Genomic DNA, 21999 nt, shown 5'->3' with positions numbered 1-21999 from the left:
CATGGCTTCGGTATTCGCATACGCCCCGGCCCTCGAGTCGCGCTCGATCGTCGACATCGCTCCCTCGTACGGCCTGTTCATCGACGGCGAGTTCGTGGAGGCGGCCGACGGCAAGGTCTTCAAGACGGTCTCGCCGAGCACCGAGGAGGTGCTCTCCGAGGTCGCCCAGGCCGGCGAGGCGGACGTCGACCGCGCGGTACAGGCCGCCCGCAAGGCCTTCGAGAAGTGGTCGGCGCTGCCCGGCTCGGAGCGCGCCAAGTACCTGTTCCGCATCGCGCGGATCATCCAGGAGCGCTCCCGCGAGCTCGCCGTCCTCGAAACCCTCGACAACGGCAAGCCGATCAAGGAGACCCGCGACGCGGACCTTCCCCTGGTCGCGGCGCACTTCTTCTACTACGCGGGCTGGGCCGACAAGCTCGACCACGCCGGCTTCGGCGCGAACCCGCGGCCGCTGGGCGTGGCGGGCCAGGTCATCCCCTGGAACTTCCCGCTGCTGATGCTGGCGTGGAAGATCGCGCCCGCGCTCGCCACCGGCAACACGGTCGTCCTGAAGCCGGCGGAGACCACGCCTCTCTCGGCGCTCTTCTTCGCGGACATCTGCCGCCAGGCGGGCCTGCCGAAGGGCGTGGTCAACATCCTCCCGGGCTACGGCGGCGCGGGCGCGGCGCTGGTCGCCCACCCGGACGTGAACAAGGTCGCCTTCACCGGCTCCACGGCCGTCGGCAAGGAGATCGCCCGCACGGTCGCCGGCACCCGCAAGAAGGTCACGCTCGAACTGGGCGGCAAGGGCGCCAACATCGTCTTCGACGATGCCCCGATCGACCAGGCCGTCGAGGGCATCGTGAACGGCATCTTCTTCAACCAGGGCCAGGTCTGCTGCGCGGGCAGCCGCCTGCTGGTCCAGGAGTCGATCCAGGAGGACCTCCTGGAGTCCCTGAAGCGGCGCCTGTCGACGCTCCGCCTGGGCGACCCGCTCGACAAGAACACGGACATCGGCGCGATCAACTCCGAGGAACAGCTCACGCGCATCACCTCCCTCGTCGAGCAGGGCGAGGCGGAGGGCGCCGAGCGCTGGTCCCCGGCCTGCGAACTGCCGGAGAGCGGCTACTGGTTCGCCCCGACGCTGTTCACGAACGTCACCCAGGCGCACACCATCGCCCGGGACGAGATCTTCGGCCCGGTGCTGTCGGTCCTGACCTTCCGCACCCCGGACGAGGCGGTCGCCAAGGCCAACAACACGCCGTACGGCCTCTCCGCCGGCATCTGGACGGAGAAGGGCTCCCGCATCCTGGCGGTCGCGAACAGGCTCCGCGCGGGCGTCGTCTGGTCCAACACGTTCAACAAGTTCGACCCGACCTCGCCGTTCGGCGGCTACAAGGAGTCGGGCTTCGGCCGCGAGGGCGGCCGCCACGGCCTGGAGGCGTACCTCGATGTCTGACTCGCGACTCAGTGTCCTCAAGACCTACAAGCTGTACGTGGGCGGCAAGTTCCCGCGTTCCGAGAGCGGCCGGGTGTACGAGGTGACCACGAAGACATCAGCCGCTGACGCGGCGGGCAAGGGCAAGTGGCTGGCGAACGCGCCCCTGTCCTCCCGCAAGGACGCCCGTGACGCCGTAGTGGCCGCCCGCAAGGCGTTCGGCGGCTGGTCCGGCGCGACGGCGTACAACCGCGGCCAGGTCCTCTACCGCGTCGCGGAGATGCTGGAGGGCCGCCGCGACCAGTTCACGCGTGAGGTGGCCGACGCCGAGGGCCTGTCGAAGTCCAAGGCGGCGGCGGTCGTGGACGCCACGATCGACCGTTGGGTCTGGTACGCGGGCTGGACCGACAAGATCGCCCAGGTGGTCGGCGGCGGCAACCCGGTCGCGGGCCCGTTCTTCAACCTGTCCTCCCCCGAGCCGACGGGCGTGGTCGCGGTCCTGGCGCCCCAGGAGTCGTCCTTCCTGGGCCTGGTGTCGGTCGTCGCCCCGGTGATCGCCACCGGCAACACGGCGGTCGTGGTGGCCAGCGAGAAGTCCCCGCTCCCCGCCCTGTCCCTCGCCGAGGTCCTGGCCACCTCCGACGTCCCCGGCGGTGTGGTCAACGTCCTCTCGGGCCGCACGGCGGAGATCGCGGCTCCGCTGGCAGCCCACCAGGACGTCAACGCGATCGACCTCGCGGGCGCCGACGAGACCCTGGCGAAGGAACTGGAGATCGCCGCGGCCGACAACCTCAAGCGCGTCCTGCGTCCACAGCCTGTGGATTACGCGGAGACTCCCGGCATCGACCGCATGACGGCGTTCCTGGAGACGAAAACGGTCTGGCACCCCACGGGGTCACTGGGCGCGTCGGGTTCCTCGTACTAGGCACCCCTCACAGCGGAAGCCCCGTCCCTTCTCCGTCCGGGAGGGCCGGGGCTTCTCTCGTGCGCGCACGCCTCCCGGTCAGATGCCGAGCCTCTGTGCGATGCCGTCGAGCACGCAGTCGAGGCCGAAAACGAACTCCCAAGCCCGGTCGTCCTTGCGGGACGCGTTGAGGAGGTACTGCTCGAATGCCGGGTATCGGCCCGTGCTCATCAGGTAGCGCATCTGCGGGGCGAGCGCCTGACGCGTCTCGTCGCCGCTGGTCCATCCGTGGCGTTCCTGGTACTCCCGCAGGCCGATCTCGGTCTGGGCCGAACCGTGCACGAAGGAGGTGACGGTCCGCAAGGCGGCCATCACCGAGTCGGCGTCCAGGCCGCAGGCGGCGAGCGCGGCCAACTGCCGGTCCGCCACGGCCATGCGCGACGGCGTCAGCATGATCACCGGGGTGGGCATGGCCGCCATCCACGGGTGGGCGAGCATCAGCTCCCGCGCCTGGAGGGCGTATGAGCGCAGCACCTCCCGCCAGTCCGTCGTCCCGTCCGGCACGGTCAGCTCCCGGGACACCCGGTCGATCATGAGCGCCCAGAGGTCGTCCTTGCCGTCGACGTGCCGATAGGCCGCCATGGGGGCGACGCCGAGCTTCGTCGCGAGGCGGCGCATGGTGACGGCGGCGCCGCCCTCCTCGTCGGCGATCTCGACCGCGGCGGCGGCGATCCGCTCCAGGGTCAGCGAGGCGCGGGGCGCCGGGGCGGACCGCTCCATGCGCTCCCAGAGAGAAGGTGCCTCGGTCCCGCTCTCTTGGCCCTCCTGCTTCGCGACCGGCATGACCCGGCTCCTCTCCCTCGACTGTCGTGTACAGCGTATCGCCAGTAGACGTCGTACACATTGATGTGTACGTTGTACGCACCGAGATACGTCGTACACCACCAGGGGAGACCCATGCCCACCACCACCCCACCCCTCCGCGTCGCCGTCCTCGTCGGCTCGACACGTGAGGGACGTTTCGCGCCCGTCGTGACGAAGTGGCTGACCGGCCACCTCGACCAGCGCGACGATCTGCACGCCGACGTCGTGGACCTGGCGGAGACACCGCTCCCGACGGTGTTCCCGGCGTTCGGCCAGCAGCCTCCACCCGGCACCGAGGAGCGGTTGGCCCGCGTGTCACCGCGGCTCGCAGAGGCCGACGCCTTCGTCCTCGTCACGCCCGAGTACAACCACAGCTTCCCGGCGTCCCTGAAGAACGCCATCGACTGGCACAACGAGGAGTGGCACGGCAAGCCCGTCGGCTTCGTCTCGTACGGCGGCCTGTCCGGCGGTCTGCGCGCCGTGGAACAGCTGCGGGTCGTCATGGCCGAGCTGAACGCCATGACCATTCGCAACACCGTCAGCCTCCACGACGCGTGGGGCCGCTTCGACGCGGACGGCAACTGCACCGACCCCGCCGCCGACACGGCCGCGAAGGCCCTGCTCGACCAGCTCGCCTGGTGGGGCCACGCCCTACGGGACGCCAAGTCCGTCCGCGGCTACGTCGCATGACGGCCGGGGCCCGGCCCGAGGAGGCCATGGACTCACCTGCGGGCACCACAGCGGACCCGGCCCGGCCGGACGCCCCGCCCTCCCGGCTCGTCGTCCTCGGCCTGCTGCTCGGCATCGTGCTCGCCACGCTCGACGGAACCGTCGTCGGCACCGCACTGCCCACCATCGTCGGAGACCTGGGCGGCCTGGACCACCTGTCCTGGGTGATCACGGCCTACCTGCTCACCACCGCCGTCACCACGCCCATCTGGGGCAAACTCGGCGACCTGTACGGCCACAAGTACGGCTACCTCACCTCCATCACCGTGTTCCTCATCGGCTCCGTGCTGTGCGGAATCGCCCAGGACATGGGCCAGTTGATCGCCTTCCGCGCCCTTCAGGGGATCGGCGCGGGCGGGCTGTTCGTGGGAGCGCTCGCGCTCATCGGCACGCTGCTCACCCCGGCGGAGGCCGGGCGCGCCCAGTCGCTGATCGGGATACTGCTGCCCGCCGCGATGATCGGCGGCCCACTGGTCGGCGGCTTCCTCACCGACCAGCTCGACTGGCGCTGGGTGTTCTACGTCAACGTTCCGGTCGGCGCCGTGGCGCTCGTCCTCATCGGCTTCGGGGTGCGGCTGCGCGCCACCCGCACCGAGCCGCGCATCGACCTCGCCGGCGCCGGGCTGCTGACCGGCGCGATCCTCGCCCTGACGCTGCTGGGGAGTTGGGCCGGGACGACGTACGCCTGGTCGTCACCGCAGGTCATCGGGCTCGCCGTGGCCTCCGCCATCGCGCTTGCCGCCTTCGTGCGGGTCGAGCGGCGCGCCCTGGAACCGGTGATCCCGCCCCGGCTGTTCCGCGACCGCAACTTCACCGTGGCGCAGATCCTCAGCTTTGTCACCGGCGCGGCCATGCTGGCGGCGGCGAGCTATCTGCCGCAGTACATGCAGTTCGTGCGGGACATGTCGTCCACCGAGAGCGGGATGCTGCTGCTCCCGTTGATGCTGGGCATGATGGGCGCCCAGCTCGTCATCGGCCGCCGGGTCGCCGAAGGCGGCCACTACCGCCTCTACCCCATCGCGGGCGGCGCGCTGGCCGCGGCCGGGGCGCTGGCCCTGCTGACCCTCGGCACCAGCACGTCGACGCCCGTGGCCTCCGGCCTGACGCTGCTGCTCGGCGTGGGCATCGGCTGCCTGATGCAACCGACGATGCTCATCACGATGAACAGCGCGGAACCGCGCGACATGGGTGCGGCCAGTGGCACCCAGACGCTGCTGCGCACCATCGGCGGCTCGCTCGGTGTCGCCGTCCTCGGCTCCGTCTACACGGGACGGCTCACCGACGTCGTCACGGACCGGCTCGGTGCCGACGGCGCGCGGCTGACCGGCGGCGAGCTCACCCCCGAGCTGCTGCGCGACCTGCCGGAACCGGTCCGGCACGCCTTCCGGACGGGCGTGGTGGACGGGCTGCACGGAGTCGCGCTCGGCACGGCCGCACTGTGCGCCGTGGCGTTCGCGGTGTCCTGGCTGGTCCGGGAGGTCCCGCTGCGGGGCCGGTAGCGCCTGGGGCGTCATCGGCTTGAAATCGGCGAGCTGGGTGCCGACACCGTTGTCGAGCGCGTCGACTTTGAGAGCCGGGCCATCGCTACCGCCTACCGGCACTCTGGGTAATCGATGCGACACAAAGAGCAGTTGAGATGTGACGCGCGCATCAAAGGCGCCCTGCGGGGTCGTACGGCCCCCGATGGATGCGTCACACTGGTGTCCCGTGAGTTCCCCTCTGCCCCTACCGACGCGAGTCGTGCTGCTCTGCGGCCCCTCCGGCTCCGGCAAGTCCCTCCTCGCGGCCCGCTCCGGCCTCCCGGTGCTGCGGCTCGACGACTTCTACAAGGAGGGCGACGACCCGACGCTGCCGCTGGTGGCGGGGAGTTCGGACATCGACTGGGACCATCCGGAGTCGTGGGACGCGGACACTGCCATAGCCGCGATCACCCGGCTGTGCCGCACGGGCCGTACGGACGTCCCCGTCTACGACATCGCGCTGAGCGCCCGCACCGGCACGGAGACGGTGGACATCGGGCGGACCCCGCTGTTCATCGCGGAGGGCATCTTCGCCGCGGAGATCGTCACGCGCTGCCGGGAGCTCGGCGTCCTCGCCGACGCGCTGTGCCTGAGCCGCGGCCCGGTGAAGACGTTCCGCCGCCGCTTCCTGCGGGATCTGAAGGAGGGCCGCAAGTCGGTGCCGTTCCTGCTGCGCCGCGGTTGGCGCCTGATGCGTCAGGAGCGCTCGATCGTCGCCCGTCAGACGGCGCTGGGCGCGTACGCCTGCGACCGCGACGAGGCGATGGGCCGGCTGGCGGCCGCGGCGGCGGGCCGGTGCGCGAGTCTCGGTACGGCGGCCTAGGCAGCGAAAAAATGCGGGACTGGACGGACCCCCCGGCCCTCCAGTCCCGCTCCCCCGTGTCCCCCACTGTCCTGAGGAGACGCCCCCCAGCGTCTCCGCAGTTCCCCCGTGGGCCCCGGTTCCAGTCCCCCGTGGGGCCTCTTTGGTGCTTCCCCCCAACCTTCAGGCCACGAGCTCGCCGAAGGCGTCCTCCTCGTCACGGCCGAAGCTGAGGACCTCGTCCTCGCGCAGCCGGCGGAGCGACCGCCAGATGCTGGACTTCACCGTGCCGACACTGATGTCGAGGATCTCCGCGATCTCCGGGTCCGTGCGGCCCTCGTAGTAGCGCAGGACCAGCATGGTGCGCTGGAGCTCGGGCAGCCGGGCCAGCGCCTGCCACAGGACCGCGCGCAGTTCGGTGCCGCGCATCGCGTCCGTGTCGCCGGGCGTCTCCGGCAGTTCCTCGGTCGGGTATTCGTTGAGCTTGCGGCGCCGCCAGGCGCTGATGTGCAGGTTGGTCATGGTGCGGCGGAGGTATCCGCCGACCGCGGCCTTGTCACTGATCCGGTCCCACGCCCGGTACGTCGAGAACAGCGCGCTCTGGAGCAGGTCCTCGGCCTCGAAGCGGTCGCCGGTGAGGTGGTAGGCGGTGGCGTACAGGGAGGCGCGGCGCTCCTGGACGTAGGCGGTGAACTCCGCCTCCGACAGCGAGCGGCGCTCCCCCGAGTCCTCCCTGTACGCGGCTCCCCCGTGAACCGCCCCCGTCCCCTTGCTGTCCCCCGTGTGCGCGTCAACCACCGTCATGAACGCGGTGTGCTGACGCCCGGTGCCGCGAGCGCACCCCCGCCCGCTCACGGCACCGGACTTCTCGGAACCCCGGTTCACGTCGTGGAGACGCGTGATCACTGCGCTGGTGCTGGTGCCGTGCAGCGTGTTCATCTCGCGCCCCCCGTCGTGGACTTCCGGTGTGCGGCCCGCCGGTCGGGCGGGCTTTCCTGCTTGTGCGAAAAGCTTGCCGCCGCACTTTCATGGCCGTGTCCGCCGACTGTCACAGACCTGTCACAGGGGTCGGCCACAGGACCGCCACGGCTCGCGCACAGGCGCCGGCGGTAGGCGCGGGCCCCATATCGGCCCACAGGTCGAACCCCGGCCCCTCCATGGGCCAGAATGTGCCCGTGCCTTCCCTGTTGCTGATCGAGGACGACGACGCCATCCGGACGGCCCTGGAGCTCTCGCTGACGCGCCAGGGTCACCGGGTGGCGACCGCTGCCAGTGGTGAGGACGGTCTGAAGCTGCTGCGCGAGCAGCGGCCGGATCTGATCGTGCTGGACGTGATGCTGCCCGGCATCGACGGGTTCGAGGTGTGCCGGCGCATCCGGCGCACGGACCAGTTGCCGATCATCCTGCTGACCGCGCGCAGCGACGACATCGACGTGGTCGTCGGCCTGGAGTCCGGCGCCGACGACTATGTCGTCAAGCCCGTGCAGGGGCGGGTACTGGACGCCCGGATCCGGGCCGTGCTGCGGCGCGGCGAGCGGGAGTCCAACGACGCGGCGACGTTCGGCAGCCTCGTCATCGACCGCTCGGCGATGACCGTGACGAAGAACGGCGAGGACCTCCAGCTCACGCCGACCGAGCTGCGGCTGCTGCTGGAGCTGAGCCGGCGGCCGGGGCAGGCGCTGTCCCGGCAGCAGCTGCTGCGGCTGGTGTGGGAGCACGACTACCTGGGCGACTCACGGCTCGTGGACGCCTGTGTCCAGCGGCTGCGCGCCAAGGTCGAGGACGTGCCGTCGTCCCCGACGCTGATCCGTACCGTGCGTGGTGTCGGCTACCGGCTGGATCCGCCTCAGTGACACAGCGGCACCACCAAGGGGGGACCGCGGCTGGACCGCGGCGCGCAAGGGAGTTCTGTCGCGGCTGCGCTTCACGAGCCTGCGGCTGAGGCTGGTCGTCGTCTTCGGCCTGGTGGCGCTGACGGCCGCCGTGTCCGCGTCCGGCATCGCCTACTGGCTCAACCGCGAGGCCGTGCTCACCCGCACCCAGGACGCCGTGCTGCGCGACTTCGAGCAGGAGATGCAGAACCGGGCGGGCGCACTGCCCGAGCATCCGACGCAGGACGAGCTCCAGCACACCGCGGGCCAGATGGCCGGCAGCGACCAGCGCTTCAGCGTGCTGCTGGTCGCGAGCAACGCCGAGGGCAGGACCGTCTACGGCAGCTCCGGCGGTCTGAGCGGCTTCTCGCTGCGGGACGTGCCGGTCTCGCTGCGCACGGCGGTGAACAAGACGCAGAAGACCGACGGGGCCGACAAGCACCCGCACCACCTGTACTGGCAGCGGGTCATAGACCACGACACGCCGTACCTAGTGGCCGGGACGCGGGTGATCGGCGGCGGTCCGACCGGTTACATGCTGAAGTCGCTGGAGCCGGAGGCGAAGGACCTCAACTCGCTGGCCTGGTCGCTGGGGATCGCCACGGGGCTCGCGCTGATCGGCTCGGCGCTGCTCGCGCAGGCCGCGGCGACGACGGTGCTGAAGCCGGTGCAGCGGCTCGGGACGGCCGCGCGGCGGCTCGGCGAGGGCAAGCTGGACACCCGGCTCAGGGTGTCCGGGACCGACGAACTCGCCGACCTGTCCCGGACGTTCAACAAGGCGGCCGAGGCGCTGGAGAAGCGGGTCGCCGACATGGCCGCGCGGGACGAGGCGTCCCGGCGGTTCGTGGCCGACATGAGCCATGAGCTGCGTACGCCACTCACCGCCATCACCGCCGTGACGGAGGTGCTGGAGGAGGAGCTGGAGGCGGAGACCGGCAGCATGGACCCGATGATCGAGCCGGCCGTGCGGCTGGTGGTCAGCGAGACGCGGCGGCTGAACGACCTGGTCGAGAACCTGATGGAGGTCACCCGCTTCGACGCGGGCACGGCCCGGCTCGTCCTGGACGACGTCGACATCGCCGACCAGATCACCGCGTGCATCGACGCCCGCGCCTGGCTGGACGCGGTCGAGCTGGACGCGGAGCGCGGCATCCACGCCCGCCTCGATCCGCGTCGTCTGGACGTCATCCTGGCCAACCTCATCGGCAACGCGCTCAAGCACGGCGGCTCCCCGGTGCGGGTGTCGGTCCGTGAGGAGGACGACTCGATCGTCATCGAGGTGCGGGACCACGGGCCCGGCATCCCCGAGGACGTCCTGCCGCACGTCTTCGACCGCTTCTACAAGGCCAGCGCCTCCCGGCCGCGCTCCGAGGGCAGCGGCCTGGGCCTGTCCATCGCCCTGGAGAACGCCCACATCCACGGCGGCGAACTCACCGCGGCCAACTCGCCCGACTCGGGCGCGGTGTTCACCCTGCGGCTCCCGCGCCACACGTACGCTCCGGGGGAGCAGCCCGCCGAAGGCGAGCGGAAGCACGAGGACGACACCGACCAGGACCAGGGCGAGGACTCGAAGGGGGACGCCTGATGACCACACGTCTCGTGTCCGGGGCTCGGATCGGTGCCGTGTCCGTGCTCGCCCTGCTGCTCGCCGGCTGCGGGATCCGGGCCACGGAGGTGCCGACGAACTTCGGGCCCGCGCCCTCGCGGGTGCGCTGTTCGCTCGCCGAGCCGGACGCGTCGGCACAGGCCGCCCGGGGGCTGCCGGTGCAGGTGTTCCTGCTGTGCGGGTCGTCGCTGGTGACCGTCGACCGGACCGTACGGGTCCCGGACGGCGCGGCCGACTCCGGGCGGCGCATGCTGGTGGCGCAGGGCCTGCTGAACCAGCTCGCGACGCCGCCGTCGCCCGCCGAGAAGGAGGCCGGCGACAGCACGGACGTACGCGGCGGCATCACCGTGAGCGGGCCCCGGCCCGGCGATCCGGAGGACACGCTGCGGCTGAGCACGGCGCCGGACAGCCTCACCTCGTACGCCCTCGCCCAGATCGTCTGCACCTTCTCCGACTCGGCGGCCGCCGAGGGCGACGGCTCCGTGGTCCTGGGCGGCCCCGGCGCCGAGCCCCCGCGCCGCTGGCAGTGCACCGACGAGGTGCGGGCCCGCCCGGGCAGCAAGGAACCGCCGTCCAGGGACGTGGCCGGAGAGTGAGCGGGCCGGGCTCCGAGGGGTTGTGGCGCATGCCTCACCGGCGTATCGGGCGGTATCGCGGAACCGATTCCGCCGGAGGTCGCGTCTAGGGGGGCGTGCAGCGTCAAGGCTCCATCGGCGGCAGCGCCGAGTTCCGCATCCGTGTGACAGGAGGTGTCCTCCTCGTCGCACACCTCGCGTTCGTCGCCTGGTTCACGCTGCGGCCGCTGGACGTGCCCTGGGTGATGCCCGCCAATCTGCGGCCGTTCGACGGCATCCGGGCCGATCTCGCCCTGGGATGGCCGGAGGCGGCCCGTCACATCGGCGAGAAGCTGGCGCTGCTCGCTCCGCTGGGCGTGCTGCTGCCGATGGTGAGCGGCAGACTGACCGTCTCGCCCCTGGCGTCCCTGCTGCGCACCGTCACGGCCGGCGCCCTGCTGTCGCTGGGCATCGAACTGCTCCAGACCGGCGTTCCGGGTCAGGTCGTCGACGTCGACTCGCTGTTCCTGAACACCGCGGGCGTGGCCCTCGCGCATCTCGCGCTCGTCCCGGCCGGCCGCTCCTGGCTGCGCCGCCGCACTCTCGCGCGTCTGACCAGTACGCCGCTTGCCCCGCAGGAGCCGGCTGAGGGTCGGACCCCGACGATTCCCAGGGTCGGGATCGCCCCCTGGAGCGACGCTTTGCCCCCTTCGTCTCCGTAGCGTGGAGTGCAGATGGGGTACTCGGACGAGAGACCTCACGCCGACGCCTCACGAAGGAGCCGCACATGTCCCGCCTCGCCCGCCCCACCCACGGCCGCATGATCGGCGGAGTGTGCGCCGCGCTGGCACAGCGCTTCGGCACCTCCGCGACGACGATGCGGGTGATCTTCCTGGTCTCGTGCCTGCTGCCCGGCCCGCAGTTCCTGCTGTACATCGCGCTGTGGATCCTGCTGCCCTCGGAGAGCAAGGTGCGGAACAAGGCACAGACGGCCTGGTAACGGCCTGTACGCGAAAACACCGATGGGGCGCACCCTGTGTCCAGGGGTGCGCCCCATCGGTGTGTGTTCCGCCCGGGCGGGAGGTTCAGCCGACCGGAACGCCGTTCACCGGCAGGCCGTGCGTGGGCAGGCCCTGCACCGGCAGCCCGCCGAGCAGCTCGGCGGCGGGCCCGGCCGAGCCCCCGGCGAGCAGCTGCTCGGCGACGGGCTGGGCGGCGGCGAGACCGGCACCGGCCGCCGTCTGCCCCTGACCCAGCGCCTCACCCGAGCCCGGCAGCGTCCGGGAGGGCTGCTCCGCCGGAAGCGCCTGGGTGACGGTCTCCAGCGTCTGAGCGGTGTCCGGGAGGGCCGGGGCGGCGTTGGCGGCGCCCGCACCGGCGGCGGCGAAGGCGGCACCGAGGGCGGCGACACCGAGAGTCCTGGCAGCAGACTGCTTCATGAAATGCGTCCTCATCATGGGGTGACGGGGTGTGTGAGCGGTGCAACGACCGTAATCAGGCGGCACCACCCGCCGCAAACATAGAAATATGGACGGCTTGTGAACACCGCCCGCATCCCCTGCGTGCCAATGAACCCCAGGTCAGTTCTCCGAGGCCGCAGAACCGCTGGTGGAGGCGGTCTGCCGGAACAGCCATTCGGATTTCAGCTCGGCATATCCGGGCTTGATCACGTCATTGATCATGGCCAGCCGTTCATCGAAAGGAATGAACGCCGACTTCATAGCATTGACAGAAAACCATTGGATATCGTCGAGCGTGTAACCGAATGCCTCGACCAGGTGCTCGAATTCCCGGCTCATGCTGGTGTGGGACATGAGGCGGTTGTCGGTGTTCACCGTGGCGCGGAAGTGCAGCCGGCGCAGCAGTCCGATGGGGTGCTCGGCGTACGAGGCCGCCGCCCCGGTCTGGAGGTTGGAGCTCGGGCACAGCTCCAGGGGGATGCGCTTGTCCCGGACGTACGAGGCGAGCCGCCCGAGTTCGACGCTGCCGTCCTCGTGGACCCGGATGTCGTCGATGATCCGCACGCCGTGCCCGAGCCGGTCGGCGCCGCACCACTGGAGGGCCTGCCAGATGGAGGGCAGCCCGAAGGCCTCGCCGGCGTGGATGGTGAAGTGGTTGTTCTCGCGCTTGAGGTACTCGAAGGCGTCCAGGTGCCGGGTGGGCGGGTAGCCGGCCTCGGCACCCGCAATGTCGAAACCCACCACTCCCAGGTCCCGGTGGCGGTTGGCGAGTTCGGCGATCTCCAGGGCGCGGGCCGCGTGCCGCATGGCGGTGAGCAGGGCCCCGACGCGGATGCGCAGGCCCTTCTCCCGCGCCCGGCGCTCCCCTTCCCGGAAGCCCTCGTTGACTGCCTCGACGACCTCTTCGAGGCTCAGGCCGCCCTCCAGGTGCTGCTCGGGGGCGTAGCGCACCTCGGCGTAGACGACGCCGTCCTCGGCGAGGTCCTCGGCGCACTCGGCGGCGATCCGGACCAGGGCGTCGCGGGTCTGCATGACGCCGACGGTGTGCGAGAAGGTCTCCAAGTACCGTTCCAGGGAACCGGAGTCGGCGGCCTCGCGGAACCAGACGCCGAGTTTCTCCGGGTCGGTCTCGGGGAGCTGGGAGTAGCCCGTCGCGTGGGCGAGTTCGACGATCGTGGCGGGACGCAGGCCGCCGTCGAGGTGGTCGTGCAGCAGAACCTTGGGCGCCCGGTGGATCTGCTCCGGTGTCGGGGTGTTCGCGATGGTCTGGCTCGTCATTTCCGCACTCTAACTCCTACGCGCGTAGATGGCGGGTCCTCGTATCCTTTGCGTTTCCGTCGATACCTAACGGTGACCCCAAGGACGGGTCGAGTACACCCGCGCTTCTGACACTGTTCTGTCATGGCACACCAACCGACGCCGGTTCGCAGGGCCCGGCTGGGCAGGACATTCGGTCCGGCGCCGTCGGCGGTGAGCGGCGTCGTGCTGCTGCTCCCCGGCGGCGACGAGGTCTCCGGCCGCAGACCGTCTCCCATGGTGGCGACCGCCTCCGTACGCGCCCTGGGGCGCCGCCTGGCCCGCGCGGGCCGGGACGAGGGTCTCGTCACACACGTGGTGCACTACCGCTACCGCGGCTGGAACGGCAGCGAGGCCAACCTCGCGGCCGACGCGGCCTGGGCGGCCGACGAGGTCGTACGGCGTTACGGAGACGTTCCCGTCTGCCTCGCCGGTATCGGCATGGGCGGCCGGGCCGGGTTGCGGGCGGCTGGGCACGAGGCCGTCAACTCCGTACTGGCGCTCGCTCCCTGGCTGCCGGAGGAGGATGTGGCCGCGCCACCCGAACCGGTGAAGCAGCTGGTGGGGCGGCAGGTGCTGATCGTGCACGGCACGAACGACGCGCGGACGGATCCCGAGTTGTCGTTCCGGCTGGCGGCGCGTGCGAAGAAGGCGAATCGGGATGTGTGCCGGTTCGAAGTGCATGCGGACGGGCACGGGTTGAGTCAGTACCGGGACGAAGTCCTCGCGTTGGCCGAGGACTTCGTGATGGGGGTCCTGTTCGGGCGGGACGTGTCCCGGCCTGTGCGGGATGCGTTTGCCGCGCCACCGCCGTTGGGGTTGCGGATGCCACTGGCTGCGGGGTTCAGTCCTTCGAGGCGGTAGCGCCGTTTGAGGTGCTTGTGGTTTCGGGGTGCGGGTTGTCGGTGGTTGCTCGCGCCCGCGCGGCGGAGCCGCACATGGATACAGCCGCGCCGCTAGGTCGGCAACAAGCTGCCTCTTCTTGAGAGCAGGAACTTCTTGAAGGCTGCTACCGGGGGTGTGTCCGGGTGGCCCTCCAGCCAGGCCACGCCGATTTCGCGGGCCGCTCGGGGGGACGTGACCGTCAGTTCGACCACTCCCGGGCGGGGGACGGCCGGTGGGGGCAGGAGGGCGACGCCGAGGCCCGCTGCCACCAGGCCCCGCAGGGTTTCCGCCTCCTCGCCCTCGAAGGCGATGCGGGGCTTGAAGCCGGCCTCCTTGCAGAGGTCGTCGGTGATGCGGCGCATGCCGTAGCCGGGTTCCAGGGTGACGAAGGTCTCGTCGGCCGCTTCGGCCAGGCGGATGCGCCGACGGGTGGCGAGGGGGTGGTCGGCCGGGACGACCAGGCGGAGTTTCTGCTCGTCGAGGCGGCGGGCGACCAGGTCGGGGGCGTCGGGGACGGGGGACGTCAGGCACAGGTCCAGTTCGCCGGCGCGGAGGCGTTCGAGCATGGCCTCGCCGTAGTTCTGGACGAGGCTGAAGCGGACGCGCGGATGATCGGCGCGGAAGGCCTGGAGGAGGCCCGGGACCGTCTCGGCGCCCATGGTGTGCAGGAAGCCGAAGGCGACCTTGCCGGTGGCGGGGTCGGCGTCGGCCCGGACCTGCTCGGCGGCGCGCTCGACCTCGGCCAGGGCGCGCTCGACGGAGGTGAGGAAGGTACGCCCGGCCGGGGTGAGGGAGACCGTGCGGCCGTGGCGGGCGAAGAGATCCACGCCGAGGTCCTGCTCCAGGCGGGCCATGGCCCGGGAGAGGGTCGACTGGGGGACGTTCATCTCCTGGGCGGCGCGGGTGACGTGCTCGGTGCGGGCCACGCCGGCGAAGTACGCGAGGCGGGGGGCCAGCACCTTCGACATCTGTGCCATGTCTTCTGTGTCACCGGATGGTGACAGTCGAGCCGCTGAACTGTGCTGATGCGCCATGGGAACGATTATGGCGGTTCCATGCATTGGACGGATCAGTGGGCGCGTACGTAGTTTCGAAGCATGTCTCCCGCCAGTACCGGGGCGTCCACCACCGTGGGCGCCGATGCCTCTGTCCCTGCCGCCGACTCACGTATGTCCCCGGGCGGGCCCGGCTACCGCCGGATGAGCCTCGCCCTCTTCCTCGCGGGTGTCGCGACCTTCGCGCTGCTGTACTCCACGCAGGCGCTGCTCCCGCTGATCTCCGGCGAGTTCGGGGTGACGGCGAGCGACGCGAGCTGGACGGTGGCCGCCGCGACGGGCGGGCTGGCGCTGTTCGTCCTGCCGATGAGCGCCCTGTCGGAGCGCTTCGGGCGGCGTGCGGTCATGACGGCCTCGCTGGCCGTGGCGGTGACGGTCGGACTGCTGGCACCCTTCGCCCCGTCGCTGGGGGTCCTGGTCGTGCTGCGGGCGCTCCAGGGCGCGGCGCTGGCCGGACTGCCGGCGTCGGCGACGGCGTACCTCGCGGAGGAGGTCAGTCCCAAGGCGCTGGTCACCGCGATCGGACTGTTCGTCGCGGGCAACAGCGTCGGCGGGATGAGCGGCCGGGTCATCACCGGCTGGGTCGCCCAGGAGTGGGGCTGGCGGGTCGCCGTCGGTGTGATCGGCGCGCTCGCGGTGGCGTGCGCGGTGGCCTTCCGGCTGCTGCTCCCGGCACCGAAGAACTTCAAGACCGGCTCGCTGCGCCCGCGCGTGCTGGCCCGGACGGTCCGTGACCACCTGTCCAACCCGCTGCTGTGCCGGCTGTACGCGATCGGCGCGCTGTTCATGACGGTGTTCGGTGGCGTGTACACGGTCATCGGCTACCGGCTGACCGAGGCACCGTTCTCGCTGCCGCAGGGCATCATCGGCTCGGTCTTCCTGGTGTACCTCGTCGGTACGGTGTCGGCGTCGACGGCCGGCCGCCTGGTGGGCAGGCTGGGCCGCCGGGGCGCGCTGTACGCGGGCGGCGGTACGACGGCGGCGGGTCTGCTGCTGTCCCTGGCCGGCTCCCTCCCGCTGATCCTGCTGGGCCTGGTCCTCATCACGGCGGGCTTCTTCGCGGGCCACGCGGTGGCGTCCTCGGCCGTCAGCAAGACGGCCACGACCGGCCGCGCACAGGCCTCGGCGCTCTACCAGTCGGCGTACTACATCGGCTCCAGCGCGGGCAGCACGGTCGGCGCGATCGCCTTCCACGCCGGCGGCTGGGCCGGGACGGTCGGGGTCGGCCTGCTGGCGGTCCTGGGCGTCGTCACGATCACGGTCTTCGGGACGCGGGCGGCACGGGTGCAGCGCCTGGCCACGGCCGCCTGAGCCCGGAGTCCGGCCGTTCCCCCTGGTCGGGGCCGGTTGTCAGTGGGTGCGGATAACGTCCGCGTCTGCTGACCACCGGACTCGGCCCAGGGGGATTTTTCATGGAGTTCCGCATCGACCGTACGGCGTTCGCCGAGGCCGTGGGCCGGGCGGTGCGGGCGCTGCCCGCGCGGACGCCGGTGCCGGTGCTGGGCGGGCTGCTGCTGGAGGCGGACGCGGGGCGGCTGGCCGTGACGGGGTTCGACTTCGAGGCGGCGGTACGGGTGGAGGCCGACGCCGAGGTCGCGGCACCCGGGCGGGTGCTCGTCCCGGGGCGGCGGCTGCTGGACGTCTGCCGGGTGCTGCCGGACGGGCCGGTGAGCTGCGCGCTGGAGGCCTCGCGGTTCACGGTGGAGGCGGACGGTACGCGGTTCGGGCTGTCGACGCTGCCCGTCACCGAGTACCCGGCCCTGCCGGTGCCGCCCGCGCCGTACGGCACGGTGGACGGCGCCGCGTTCGCGACGGCCGTCGCCCAGGTCGCGGTGGCGGCCGGGCGCGACGACACGCTGCCGCTGCTGACGGGGGTCCAACTGCGTCTGGACGGCGAGGAGATGACACTCGCCGCTTCGGACCGCTACCGGTACGCCGTGCGGCGGCTGGAGTGGCGGCCGGGTGCGGCGGCCGACGGTGTGGTGGACGCGTTGCTGCCCGCGCGGCGCCTGCTGGACGTCGCGCGGTCGCTGGGCCGCTGCGGGGACGTGCTGATCGGCTGGGACCCGGCCGGTGGCGGCGGACTGATCGGCTTCGGGGGCGGGCGGACGCGGACGGCGCTGCGGCTCCTGGACGGACGGCTGCCGACGTACAGGTCGCTGTTCGACATGGCGGGGGCCGCGGTCGCCGAAGTGGAGTGCGAGGGGCTCGCGGAGGCCGTGCGGCGGGTCGCGGTGGTGGCGGAGGCGAACAGTCCGGTGCGGCTGGACTTCTCGTCCGACGGGTCCGTCATGCTCCGCGCCGGCGACGGCGACGACGTGGCGGCCCAGCGGCTGCCGGCCACGCTGACGGGCGCCGACGAGGTGCCGATGGCCTTCAACCCGGCCTATCTGCTGGACGCGCTGACGTCCTTCGAGACTCCGCGCGTACGGCTGGAACTGCTGGGGGCGGGGCAGCGGGCGCTGCTGCACGCGGTGCCGGGCGAGGGGGCTGCCGAGGCGGCCGGGGAGATGGCCGGGGAGCACCGGCATCTGCTGATGTCGGTGAAACAGCTGGTGTGAAGCACCGCTCCTGCCTGCGCTTTCGTGCGCTCGGGGGGCCGTTGTCAGTGGGCTGCGGTAGCTTCCGAAGTGCTGGGCGCGATGGCGCGTGACAGAAATTCCACAGGGGTGGGTGGACGATGACGAACGGCACGGCGACACCGACAGACCTGGACGCCAGGCTGGAGGCACACCGGACGGAGCTGACGGGGTACTGCTACCGGATGCTCGGCTCCTCCTTCGAGGCCGAGGACGCGGTACAGGACACGATGGTCCGCGCCTGGCGCAGCTACGACAAGTTCGAGGGCCGCTCCAGCCTCCGCTCCTGGCTCTACCGCATCGCGACCAACGTGTGCCTGGACATGCTGACCGCGGGCAACAAGCGCGCCAGGCCCATGGACCTGACCGAGTCCACCCCGCTCGCCCAGGCGGCCCTCACCCCCCGCCCTGACAACACCTGGCTGGAGCCCATGCCGGACGCCCGTGTGCTGCCCACGACCGCCGACCCGGCGGAGGCGGCGATAGCCAAGGAGTCGGTGCGGCTCGCCTTCATGGCCGCCCTGCAGCAGCTGCCGGCCAAGCAGCGGGCCGTGCTGATCCTGCGCGAGGTGCTGGCCTGGAAGGCCAGCGAGGTCGCCGAGCTGCTGGACACGTCCGTGGCGTCGGTCAACAGCGCCCTCCAGCGGGCCCGCGCGACACTGGCCGAGCGGCAGGAGCCGGGCGCCGACGCGACCGTCTCCGACCCGCTGGACGAGGACCAGCAGAAGCTGCTGGACCGCTATGTGGCGGCCTTCGAGGGCTACGACATGTCGGCGCTGACAGCCCTGCTGCACGAGGACGCGGTGATGACGATGCCGCCGTTCGACCTGTGGCTGACCGGCGTCGGCGACATCACCGGCTTCATGACCACCCTCGGCGCGCCCTGCGCGGGCTCCCGGCTGGTGCCGGTCCAGGTCAACGGCCTGCCGGGGTTCGCCCAGTACAAGCCGGACCCGGAGAAGGGCGGCTTCACGCCGTGGGCGGTCCAGGTGCTGGAGATCTCAGACGGCCGGATCACCGGGTTCCACTGCTTCCTCGACACCCAGCGCTGGTTCCCCCTCTTCGACCTGCCCCTCCACCTCGAAGCGGAGCCCGACCAGGTCGAGAAGGGCGCGTAGGGCCGGGTCGGGGTCGCGCAGTCGTATCCGGCCCCCGGCCCTGCGGGCGGCGAGCTGGAGGCGTGCGAGCAGGTCGACGGCGGCGAGCCCCGGCGGCCCGAGGCCTCCGACATCGCACACCACGACCCGGGCACGGCCGGCTTGCAGCAGTGCCCTCACGTCGTCGCTCAGTCCGCTCACCTCGTCCCGGGCGACGGGGCCGGGGAGCACGAGCACGGGCGGTGTCATGGCGTCCACGATCGGTAGACCGGGCGGGCGGCGGTAACTCATCGCGGCGGTCCGTCCTCTCGGCGCCGTAAGGATCACATTGACCTCGGGACGGCCTGCCCCGGAGGGTTGGCTGTATGCACCATGCAACTGCCCCTCCCGCGCTGTCCGACGCCCGCATCTCCGGTGAGGGGGCGCCGTGCAGGGGGTGCTGAGCGGCTTCGCGGTCATCGCGGTCGTCATCGGGGTCGGCTATCTGATCGGTCGCCGTGGACATCTGGGCGACGGCGGGCGCGAGGTGCTGACCAGGCTGGCCTTCCACGTGGCGTCTCCGGCCCTGCTCTTCACGACGCTCGCCCAGGCCGACCTGTCGGTGATCTTCTCCGACCGGCTGCTGGTCACGGCGATGAGCACGGCGGCGGTGGCGGGTGTCTTCGTGGCGGTGGGTGCCGCGCGCGGCTGGGGTGTGGGCCGGACGACGATCGGCGCGCTGTGCTCCAGCTACGTCAACTCGGGGAACCTCGGCATCCCGATCGCGGTGTACGTGCTGGGCGACGCGTCGCTGGTCGCGCCGGTGCTGCTGTTCCAGCTGGTCGGGGTTACGCCGGTGGCGCTGACGGTCCTGGACCTGGCGAGCGGCGGCGAGAAGCGGCCCCTGTGGCAGCGCCTGCTCACGCCCCTGCGCAACCCGATAGCCCTGGGCTCCCTGGCCGGTGTGGCGGCGTCGGCGTCGGGTCTCACGGTACCGGGCCCCTTGATGGACCCCCTGACTCTCATCGCCAACATGTCGGTCCCGGCGGTGCTTCTGGCCTTCGGCATCTCGCTGCGCGGCAGCACGATCCCGCTGCGAGGCGCGGAACGGGCCCCTGTCCTCCTCGCCGTGACCCTCAAGGCGGTCATCCAGCCCTTGGTCGCCTGGGCGCTCGCCGTGGGCGTCTTCGGCCTCCACGGGGCCTCCCTGCTCGACGTGGTGGTGACGTCGGCACTTCCGGCGGCGCAGAACCTGTTCACGTACGCGAGCAGTTACCGGGTGGGCGAGGTGCTGGCGAGGGAGGCGATCTTGTTGTCGACGGTGTTGGCGGTGCCGGTTCTGGTGGTGGTCGCGGCGTTGCTGGGGTGACGGTCAGTCGACCGGGAACTCACCGGTGTCGATCGTCACGTCGAACGGGTCCGGCAGCTTGATGGGGTCACCGAACTTCACGGCGCTCAGCACGCGGTAGACATCGCCCTTCGGCTCCCCGTAGAGCGTCGCGGTGGGGCCTCCGGGAGCCCAGCGGTCGATGAGGAGGTAGAGCGGAATCCCGGCCGTGGCGTATGCGGCGGGCTTGCTGACGCGGTCGTGACGGGCGTTGGCTTTGGAGGTCACCTCGACGACGAGTTCGGCCAGGGCCGCCGGGATGTGGGAGTCCGCCTCCGCGCACTCCTGCACGGGCGCCACGAGCAGGTCCGGGATGAGCATGCCCAGACGTGACGGTACGGCGATCGCCAGTTTCTGGAAGACCTCCCAGTCCTCGGGGATCGCGGAGTAGAGGCGACGCTGGATGCGGGCCGCGATCACGTTGTGGCGGGACGCGGGAGCAGGTGACACGGTGATGATCCCCTCGATGATCTCCACCTTGCTGCCCTCAGGCCATTCCATGTCCTCCCAGAACCGGACGAGGTCGTCCCAGTTCTGGTCGGGGTCCTGGCTCACGGTGAGTGCGCTCATGGCGGTCTCCTATCGGTGCGTCACCGATCCCAGCATGCCGAACGGGACCGGCGGGTCCACCGATCCCGTTCACCCGAATGAGAAACCGCCTGGTCAGGCGATACGTTCCAGCACCACCGGCGACGCCGTGAAGGCCGTCCCCGGAGCGGCGATGTCGTACGAGCCCTCGACCGACTCCAGCGCGTACTCGAAGCGATCCGGCGTGTCCGTGTGGAGGGTCAGCAGGGGCTGGCCCTCCCGCACCGTGTCGCCCGGCTTGGCGTGCATCTCCACGCCCGCGCCCGCCTGGACCGGGTCCTCCTTGCGGGCGCGGCCCGCACCGAGGCGCCAGGCAGCGACGCCGATGCCGTAGGCGTCGAGGCGAGTGAGGACGCCCGAGGCCGGGGCCTTGATGAGGTGCTGTTCGCGGGCCACCGGAAGCGCCGCGTCCGGGTCGCCGCCCTGGGCCGTGATCATGCGGCGCCAGACGTCCATCGCCGAGCCGTCGGCCAGGGCCTTCGCCGGGTCGGCGTCCTTCACCCCGGCGGCGTCCAGCATCTCGCGTGCCAGGGCGATCGTCAGCTCGACCACGTCCGCCGGGCCGCCGCCCGCCAGGACCTCCACCGACTCACGGACCTCCAGGGCGTTGCCGGCCGTCAGGCCGAGCGGGGTCGACATGTCCGTGAGGAGCGCGACCGTCTTCACACCGTGGTCCGTGCCCAGGCCGACCATCGTGGCGGCCAGTTCGCGGGCGTCCTCCAGGGTCTTCATGAAGGCGCCCGTGCCCACCTTCACGTCCAGGACCAGCGAGCCCGTACCCTCCGCGATCTTCTTCGACATGATCGAGGAGGCGATCAGCGGGATCGCCTCGACCGTGCCCGTGACGTCGCGCAGGGCGTACAGCTTCTTGTCGGCCGGGGCCAGGCCGTCGCCCGCCGCGCAGATCACCGCGCCGGTGGTGTCCAGGACGTGCAGCATCTCCTCGTTCGAGAGCAGGGCGCGCCAGCCGGGGATGGACTCCAGTTTGTCGAGCGTGCCTCCCGTGTGGCCGAGGCCGCGGCCCGACAGCTGCGGGACCGCCGCGCCGCAGGCGGCCACCAGGGGGGCGAGCGGCAGCGTGATCTTGTCGCCGACGCCGCCCGTGGAGTGCTTGTCGGCCGTCGGGCGGGACAGGGACGAGAAGTCCATGCGCTCGCCGGAGGCGATCATCGCGGCCGTCCAGCGGGCGATCTCGCGGCGGTTCATGCCGTTGAGCAGGATGGCCATCGCGAGGGCCGACATCTGCTCGTCGGCCACCTCCCCGCGGGTGTACGCGTCGATGACCCAGTCGATCTGCTCGTCGCTGAGTTCGCCGCGGTCCCGCTTGGTGCGGATGACGGAGATGGCGTCCATGGCCATGGCTTGGCTTCCTTCCGAGGATTCCAGAAGCCGTACGGCCCCCCTGA

Annotated in this window: 23 protein-coding genes; 15 read left to right on the top strand and 8 right to left on the bottom strand. The window is 71.4% G+C overall.

The genetic code is table 11. The features are described 5' to 3' along the window. Position 1: 1 nt before the first annotated feature. Together V8690_RS27245 and V8690_RS27240 are read left to right on the top strand one after the other, a co-directional pair. Positions 2 to 1438 carry an aldehyde dehydrogenase family protein gene (locus V8690_RS27245; RefSeq protein ID WP_338782716.1) on the top strand — a complete coding sequence of 479 codons (1437 nt, stop codon included), beginning with the start codon at positions 2 to 4 and terminating at the stop codon, positions 1436 to 1438. Beyond that, positions 1431 to 2342, top strand: a complete 912-nt coding sequence (locus V8690_RS27240; protein ID WP_338782715.1) for an aldehyde dehydrogenase family protein — start codon at positions 1431 to 1433, stop codon at positions 2340 to 2342. The genes V8690_RS27245 and V8690_RS27240 overlap by 8 nt, the downstream gene beginning before the upstream one ends. Positions 2343 to 2420: 78 nt before the next feature. Here V8690_RS27240 and V8690_RS27235 read toward each other — a convergent pair whose 3' ends face one another. Beyond that, on the bottom strand, positions 2421 to 3164 hold the full coding sequence (locus V8690_RS27235; protein WP_338782714.1) for a TetR/AcrR family transcriptional regulator: 744 nt from the start codon (positions 3162 to 3164) through the stop codon (positions 2421 to 2423). Positions 3165 to 3278: 114 nt separating this feature from the next. On the opposite strand from V8690_RS27235, the gene V8690_RS27230 reads away from it, so the two are divergent. The 3 genes from V8690_RS27230 to V8690_RS27220 all read left to right on the top strand — a co-directional run bounded on the left by V8690_RS27230 (position 3279) and on the right by V8690_RS27220 (position 6257). Beyond that, on the top strand, positions 3279 to 3875 hold the full coding sequence (locus V8690_RS27230; RefSeq protein WP_338782713.1) for an NAD(P)H-dependent oxidoreductase: 597 nt from the start codon (positions 3279 to 3281) through the stop codon (positions 3873 to 3875). Between the two features lie 26 nt (positions 3876 to 3901). Then, positions 3902 to 5413, top strand: a complete 1512-nt coding sequence (locus V8690_RS27225; RefSeq protein WP_338782712.1) for an MDR family MFS transporter — start codon at positions 3902 to 3904, stop codon at positions 5411 to 5413. A 184-nt stretch (positions 5414 to 5597) separates the two neighbouring features. Continuing rightward, entirely contained in the window at positions 5598 to 6257 is a 660-nt protein-coding gene (locus V8690_RS27220; protein WP_338785474.1) for a uridine kinase, read from the top strand. Positions 6258 to 6419: 162 nt separating this feature from the next. Here the strand turns inward: V8690_RS27220 and V8690_RS27215 are convergent, their stop codons facing one another. Beyond that, positions 6420 to 7175 (bottom strand): SigE family RNA polymerase sigma factor, encoded by a 756-nt coding sequence (locus V8690_RS27215; protein ID WP_338782711.1) that lies wholly within the window; start codon positions 7173 to 7175, stop codon positions 6420 to 6422. A 236-nt stretch (positions 7176 to 7411) separates the two neighbouring features. On the opposite strand from V8690_RS27215, the gene afsQ1 reads away from it, so the two are divergent. The 5 genes from afsQ1 to V8690_RS27190 all read left to right on the top strand — a co-directional run bounded on the left by afsQ1 (position 7412) and on the right by V8690_RS27190 (position 11267). After that, positions 7412 to 8089, top strand: coding sequence for a two-component system response regulator AfsQ1 (afsQ1, locus tag V8690_RS27210; RefSeq protein ID WP_010048893.1), 678 nt, complete (start codon positions 7412 to 7414; stop codon positions 8087 to 8089). Then, on the top strand, positions 8076 to 9692 hold the full coding sequence (locus V8690_RS27205) for a HAMP domain-containing sensor histidine kinase (protein WP_338785473.1): 1617 nt from the start codon (positions 8076 to 8078) through the stop codon (positions 9690 to 9692). Before afsQ1 ends, V8690_RS27205 begins: the two co-directional genes overlap by 14 nt. Then, positions 9692 to 10309, top strand: coding sequence for a hypothetical protein (locus V8690_RS27200; RefSeq protein WP_338782710.1), 618 nt, complete (start codon positions 9692 to 9694; stop codon positions 10307 to 10309). The genes V8690_RS27205 and V8690_RS27200 overlap by 1 nt, the downstream gene beginning before the upstream one ends. Positions 10310 to 10404: 95 nt before the next feature. Next, positions 10405 to 10989 (top strand): VanZ family protein, encoded by a 585-nt coding sequence (locus V8690_RS27195; RefSeq protein ID WP_338782709.1) that lies wholly within the window; start codon positions 10405 to 10407, stop codon positions 10987 to 10989. 65 nt (positions 10990 to 11054) lie between these two features. Continuing rightward, positions 11055 to 11267, top strand: coding sequence for a PspC domain-containing protein (locus tag V8690_RS27190; RefSeq protein WP_338782708.1), 213 nt, complete (start codon positions 11055 to 11057; stop codon positions 11265 to 11267). Positions 11268 to 11352: 85 nt separating this feature from the next. Here the strand turns inward: V8690_RS27190 and V8690_RS27185 are convergent, their stop codons facing one another. Together V8690_RS27185 and V8690_RS27180 are read right to left on the bottom strand one after the other, a co-directional pair. Next, positions 11353 to 11706: an ATP-binding protein gene (locus tag V8690_RS27185; RefSeq protein WP_338782707.1), complete on the bottom strand. Its 354-nt coding sequence runs from the start codon at positions 11704 to 11706 to the stop codon at positions 11353 to 11355. Between the two features lie 141 nt (positions 11707 to 11847). Next, positions 11848 to 13005, bottom strand: coding sequence for an adenosine deaminase (locus V8690_RS27180; protein WP_338782706.1), 1158 nt, complete (start codon positions 13003 to 13005; stop codon positions 11848 to 11850). Positions 13006 to 13128: 123 nt separating this feature from the next. Here V8690_RS27180 and V8690_RS27175 point away from each other — a divergent pair, with 123 nt between their 5' ends. Then, positions 13129 to 13887 (top strand): alpha/beta hydrolase, encoded by a 759-nt coding sequence (locus V8690_RS27175; RefSeq protein ID WP_338782705.1) that lies wholly within the window; start codon positions 13129 to 13131, stop codon positions 13885 to 13887. Between the two features lie 92 nt (positions 13888 to 13979). Here V8690_RS27175 and V8690_RS27170 read toward each other — a convergent pair whose 3' ends face one another. After that, the gene (locus V8690_RS27170; RefSeq protein WP_338782704.1) at positions 13980 to 14942 is read right to left on the bottom strand and encodes a LysR family transcriptional regulator; all 963 of its coding nucleotides are present in this window, start codon (positions 14940 to 14942) and stop codon (positions 13980 to 13982) included. Between the two features lie 63 nt (positions 14943 to 15005). On the opposite strand from V8690_RS27170, the gene V8690_RS27165 reads away from it, so the two are divergent. From V8690_RS27165 to V8690_RS27155, 3 genes are all read left to right on the top strand, one after another. Next, positions 15006 to 16274 (top strand): MFS transporter, encoded by a 1269-nt coding sequence (locus tag V8690_RS27165; RefSeq protein ID WP_338782703.1) that lies wholly within the window; start codon positions 15006 to 15008, stop codon positions 16272 to 16274. Positions 16275 to 16375: 101 nt separating this feature from the next. Beyond that, a complete protein-coding gene (dnaN, locus tag V8690_RS27160; protein WP_338782702.1) occupies positions 16376 to 17524 on the top strand; it encodes a DNA polymerase III subunit beta in 1149 nt (382 codons plus the stop codon). Between the two features lie 119 nt (positions 17525 to 17643). Next, entirely contained in the window at positions 17644 to 18660 is a 1017-nt protein-coding gene (locus V8690_RS27155) for a sigma-70 family RNA polymerase sigma factor (protein WP_338782701.1), read from the top strand. On the opposite strand, the gene V8690_RS27150 is transcribed toward V8690_RS27155, so the two are convergent. Continuing rightward, positions 18544 to 18888: an STAS domain-containing protein gene (locus V8690_RS27150; protein WP_338782700.1), complete on the bottom strand. Its 345-nt coding sequence runs from the start codon at positions 18886 to 18888 to the stop codon at positions 18544 to 18546. The two genes, V8690_RS27155 and V8690_RS27150, sit on opposite strands and share 117 nt — an antisense overlap. Before the next feature lie 178 nt (positions 18889 to 19066). On the opposite strand from V8690_RS27150, the gene V8690_RS27145 reads away from it, so the two are divergent. Continuing rightward, complete coding sequence (locus V8690_RS27145; RefSeq protein ID WP_338782699.1) at positions 19067 to 19987, top strand: AEC family transporter; 921 nt, start codon at positions 19067 to 19069, stop codon at positions 19985 to 19987. 3 nt (positions 19988 to 19990) lie between these two features. Here the strand turns inward: V8690_RS27145 and V8690_RS27140 are convergent, their stop codons facing one another. Continuing rightward, positions 19991 to 20575, bottom strand: a complete 585-nt coding sequence (locus V8690_RS27140; protein ID WP_338782698.1) for a Uma2 family endonuclease — start codon at positions 20573 to 20575, stop codon at positions 19991 to 19993. A gap of 93 nt (positions 20576 to 20668) precedes the next feature. Next, the gene (locus V8690_RS27135; protein WP_338785472.1) at positions 20669 to 21946 is read right to left on the bottom strand and encodes a thymidine phosphorylase; all 1278 of its coding nucleotides are present in this window, start codon (positions 21944 to 21946) and stop codon (positions 20669 to 20671) included. Positions 21947 to 21999 lie beyond the last annotated feature (53 nt).

The organism is Streptomyces sp. DG1A-41, from assembly GCF_037055355.1.
In the GTDB taxonomy this organism is placed as follows: Bacteria; Actinomycetota; Actinomycetes; order Streptomycetales; family Streptomycetaceae; genus Streptomyces.
The sequence above is the reverse complement of the archived record's forward strand: the minus strand, read 5'-3'. Positions and strand labels throughout refer to the sequence as shown.

What these genes read in the sequence shown, in the direction of transcription:
- V8690_RS27230 (WP_338782713.1), top strand. Translation starts at nt 3,279, where the DNA reads ATGCCCACCACCACCCCACCCCTCCGCGTCGCCGTCCTCGTCGGCTCG.
- V8690_RS27175 (WP_338782705.1), top strand. Translation starts at nt 13,129, where the DNA reads ATGGCACACCAACCGACGCCGGTTCGCAGGGCCCGGCTGGGCAGGACA.
- V8690_RS27200 (WP_338782710.1), top strand. Translation starts at nt 9,692, where the DNA reads ATGACCACACGTCTCGTGTCCGGGGCTCGGATCGGTGCCGTGTCCGTG.
- V8690_RS27135 (WP_338785472.1), bottom strand. Translation starts at nt 21,946, where the DNA reads ATGGACGCCATCTCCGTCATCCGCACCAAGCGGGACCGCGGCGAACTC.
- V8690_RS27140 (WP_338782698.1), bottom strand. Translation starts at nt 20,575, where the DNA reads ATGAGCGCACTCACCGTGAGCCAGGACCCCGACCAGAACTGGGACGAC.
- V8690_RS27185 (WP_338782707.1), bottom strand. Translation starts at nt 11,706, where the DNA reads ATGAAGCAGTCTGCTGCCAGGACTCTCGGTGTCGCCGCCCTCGGTGCC.
- V8690_RS27245 (WP_338782716.1), top strand. Translation starts at nt 2, where the DNA reads ATGGCTTCGGTATTCGCATACGCCCCGGCCCTCGAGTCGCGCTCGATC.
- V8690_RS27240 (WP_338782715.1), top strand. Translation starts at nt 1,431, where the DNA reads ATGTCTGACTCGCGACTCAGTGTCCTCAAGACCTACAAGCTGTACGTG.
- V8690_RS27180 (WP_338782706.1), bottom strand. Translation starts at nt 13,005, where the DNA reads ATGACGAGCCAGACCATCGCGAACACCCCGACACCGGAGCAGATCCAC.
- V8690_RS27150 (WP_338782700.1), bottom strand. Translation starts at nt 18,888, where the DNA reads ATGACACCGCCCGTGCTCGTGCTCCCCGGCCCCGTCGCCCGGGACGAG.
- V8690_RS27190 (WP_338782708.1), top strand. Translation starts at nt 11,055, where the DNA reads ATGTCCCGCCTCGCCCGCCCCACCCACGGCCGCATGATCGGCGGAGTG.
- V8690_RS27220 (WP_338785474.1), top strand. Translation starts at nt 5,598, where the DNA reads ATGGATGCGTCACACTGGTGTCCCGTGAGTTCCCCTCTGCCCCTACCG.
- V8690_RS27155 (WP_338782701.1), top strand. Translation starts at nt 17,644, where the DNA reads ATGACGAACGGCACGGCGACACCGACAGACCTGGACGCCAGGCTGGAG.
- dnaN (WP_338782702.1), top strand. Translation starts at nt 16,376, where the DNA reads ATGGAGTTCCGCATCGACCGTACGGCGTTCGCCGAGGCCGTGGGCCGG.
- V8690_RS27235 (WP_338782714.1), bottom strand. Translation starts at nt 3,164, where the DNA reads ATGCCGGTCGCGAAGCAGGAGGGCCAAGAGAGCGGGACCGAGGCACCT.
- V8690_RS27225 (WP_338782712.1), top strand. Translation starts at nt 3,902, where the DNA reads ATGGACTCACCTGCGGGCACCACAGCGGACCCGGCCCGGCCGGACGCC.
- V8690_RS27215 (WP_338782711.1), bottom strand. Translation starts at nt 7,175, where the DNA reads ATGAACACGCTGCACGGCACCAGCACCAGCGCAGTGATCACGCGTCTC.
- V8690_RS27165 (WP_338782703.1), top strand. Translation starts at nt 15,006, where the DNA reads ATGTCTCCCGCCAGTACCGGGGCGTCCACCACCGTGGGCGCCGATGCC.
- V8690_RS27170 (WP_338782704.1), bottom strand. Translation starts at nt 14,942, where the DNA reads ATGGCGCATCAGCACAGTTCAGCGGCTCGACTGTCACCATCCGGTGAC.